The following is a 2,945-nucleotide window of genomic DNA, read 5'->3' as shown; positions in this document are numbered from 1 at the left end:
CAGGTCCTGACCACTGCGGACGGCGTCGTGCCCGACGACGGCTCGGCCGCCGTCCTGTCCGGTGACCGGCCGCTGCGGATCGCCGCGAGCCGCAGCCGCCCGCCCGCCTTCGTGGCCGCCCTGGCCGAGCGAGACGACGTCGAGCTCGTGCCGATGGGCTCCGCCGGGGTCAAGATGATGGCGGTGGCCGACGCTACAGTTGACGCTTACGTCCACGGGGGTGGGCAGTACGAGTGGGACTCCGCGGCGCCCGTCGCCGTGGCACGCTCCCGCGGCCTCGTCTGCACCCGGCTGGACGGATCGGAGCTCGAGTACAACCGGGAGAGCCCCTGGCTCCCTGACCTGTTCGTATGCCCCCCGGCACTGGCTCCGCGCCTGCGTGAGCTGCTCGACACCGTAGGTGTCGCGTCCGTGGTCGGGGCAGATAGCAAGGAAGGTGCCCAGTCGTGAAGAGTCACGTTCTGAGCCAGCTGCGCAGCCTGGAGGCCGAGAGCATCCACATCATGCGCGAGGTGGTGGCCGAGATGCAGCGCCCGTGCCTGCTGTTCTCCGGCGGCAAGGACTCCATCGTCATGCTGCACCTGGCCGTCAAGGCGTTCGCCCCGGCGCGCGTCCCGTTCCCGATCATGCACGTCGACACCGGACTGAACTTCCAGACCGTGCTCGACTGCCGGGACCGCTGGGTCGAGCGCACGGGCGTCCAGCTCGTCGTCGCCTCCGTCCAGGAGGGGATCGACCGCGGCCTGGTGCAGGAGGAGCCCAACGGCTCCCGCAACCGGATCCAGACGCCGGTGCTGCTGGAGGCCGCGGAGAAGCACGGTTTCGACGCCCTGTTCGGCGGCGGCCGCCGCGACGAGGAGAAGGCTCGCGCCAAGGAGCGCGTCTTCTCCTTCCGCGACGACTTCGGCCAGTGGGACCCGAAGAACCAGCGCCCCGAGATCTGGAACCTCTACAACGGCCGCGTCCACCAGGGCGAGTCGATCCGGGTGTTCCCGCTGTCCAACTGGACCGAGCTGGACATCTGGTCCTACATCGAGGCCGAGGACATCGACCTGCCGGACCTCTACCTCGCCAAGGAGCGTGAGGTCGTGGAGCGCAGCGGCATGCTCTACGAGGTCAACGGCTTCACGCCGCTCAAGGACGGCGAGACCGCCCAGGTCCTGTCCACCCGCTACCGCACCGTCGGCGACGCGAACCTCACGGCGTGCGTCGAGTCCGGCGCGGTCACGCTGCGCGACGTCGTCGAGGAGGTGGCGGCCGTCCGCCTGACCGAGCGCGGCGCCACGCGTGGCGACGACAAGGTCAGCGAGGCCGCCATGGAGGACCGCAAGAAGGAAGGCTACTTCTGATGACGACGACTCTCCCCGAGACCGGCGCCGCCGAGTCGCAGCACGAGGTCGTCAGCGGCGACCTGCTGCGGTTCGCCACGGCCGGCTCGGTCGACGACGGCAAGTCCACCCTGATCGGCCGGCTGCTGTTCGACAGCAAGTCGATCTTCGCCGACCAGCTCGAGTCGGTGGAGCAGGTCAGCAAGGACCGCGGCAACGACTACGCGGACCTGTCGCTCCTCACGGACGGGCTGCGCGCCGAGCGCGAGCAGGGCATCACCATCGACGTGGCCTACCGCTACTTCGCGACGCCCAAGCGCAAGTTCATCATCGCGGACACCCCCGGCCACATCCAGTACACGCGGAACATGGTCACGGGCGCCTCGACGGCCGACGTGGCCCTGATCCTCGTGGACGCCCGCAAGGGTGTCGTGGAGCAGTCGCGCCGGCACACGTTCCTGGCCACGCTGCTGGGCGTGCCGCACATCGTGGTCTGCGTGAACAAGATGGACCTGGTGGACTACGACGAGCAGGTGTTCGAGCAGATCCGCGCCGAGTTCACCGAGTTCGCCTCCCGGCTGCGTGTGCCCGACCTGACCTTCATCCCGGTGTCCGCCCTCGCGGGGGACAACGTGGTGACGCGGTCGGAGAACATGCCCTGGTTCGACGGCTCGCCGCTGCTCAGCCACCTCGAGCGGCTGCACGTCGCCTCCGACCGCAACCTGGTCGACGTCAGGTTCCCCGTGCAGTACGTGATCCGGCCCCAGCAGAACGACACGCGCGACTACCGCGGCTACGCGGGCACCGTCGCGTCCGGCGTCATGAAGCCGGGCGACCGGGTGCTGGCCCTCCCGGCCGGCCTGGAGACCACCATCGAGTCCATCGACACGGCCGACGGCCCCGTCGAGGAGGCGTACCCGCCCATGTCGGTGACGGTGCGCCTGGCCGACGAGATCGATATCTCGCGCGGCGACATGATCTGCCGGCCGAACAACGCGCCCACCGTGACGCAGGACGTCGACGCGCAGATCTGCTGGATGGACGAGTCGGCCTCCCTGGTCCAGGGCAAGAAGTACGCGATCAAGCACACCACCCGGTGGGCGCGCGCGATGGTGAAGAACATCAACTACCGCGTCGACGTGAACACGCTGCACCGCGACGAGGACGCGCAGGAGATCAAGCTGAACGAGATCGCGCGGATCCGCCTGCGCGTGACCCAGCCGCTCTTCGTGGACTCGTACCAGGCCAACCGCCAGACCGGCGCGTTCATCCTCGTGGACGAGGCGACCAACAAGACCGTCGCCGCGGGCATGATCGGTGGGCCCGCGCACCAGTTCTGACGCCGGGCGGAATGCGTCCGGAAAGTGACTGATGGCGTTGCGGAGTACTGCTACGCTCCGCAACGCTGGAGGGCCGCCGACCCAGGTCGGCGGCCCTCGTGCTCCCCCAGAAATGGTCCTTGGCCAGGACGATCACCGCGGTTCGTCCGACCGGTGCGCGGCCACGACCCCGCACGCCGAACCGGAGGTTCCGTAGGTGACCGTCGTCTCGACTCCGCCGCCCGTGTCCGGGCCGGCGGATCTGGGCACCACCGCCGGCGGGCGGCCCGCGCGCGAG

At 69.5% G+C, this 2,945-nt stretch carries 3 protein-coding genes; all 3 read left to right on the top strand.

Going from position 1 to position 2,945, the window contains the following annotated elements:
- A partial coding sequence (locus PROKR_RS06225; protein ID WP_281171675.1) for an inositol monophosphatase family protein occupies positions 1-450 on the top strand: 450 nt, incomplete at its 5' end.
- Entirely contained in the window at positions 447-1,349 is a 903-nt protein-coding gene (gene cysD / locus PROKR_RS06220) for a sulfate adenylyltransferase subunit CysD (protein ID WP_036960797.1), read from the top strand. The genes PROKR_RS06225 and cysD, both read left to right, overlap by 4 nt.
- A complete protein-coding gene (gene cysN / locus PROKR_RS06215; RefSeq protein WP_036960794.1) occupies positions 1,349-2,668 on the top strand; it encodes a sulfate adenylyltransferase subunit CysN in 1,320 nt (439 codons plus the stop codon). The genes cysD and cysN overlap by 1 nt, the downstream gene beginning before the upstream one ends.
- The last annotated feature ends 277 nt before the right edge of the window (positions 2,669-2,945 follow it).

The organism is Promicromonospora kroppenstedtii DSM 19349, from assembly GCF_000515355.1.
Lineage (GTDB): Bacteria > Actinomycetota > Actinomycetes > Actinomycetales > Cellulomonadaceae > Promicromonospora > Promicromonospora kroppenstedtii.
Note: the sequence above shows the minus strand (reverse complement) of the source record. Positions and strands in the feature narration are given on the sequence as shown.

What these genes read in the sequence shown, in the direction of transcription:
- cysN (WP_036960794.1), top strand. Translation starts at nt 1,349, where the DNA reads ATGACGACGACTCTCCCCGAGACCGGCGCCGCCGAGTCGCAGCACGAG.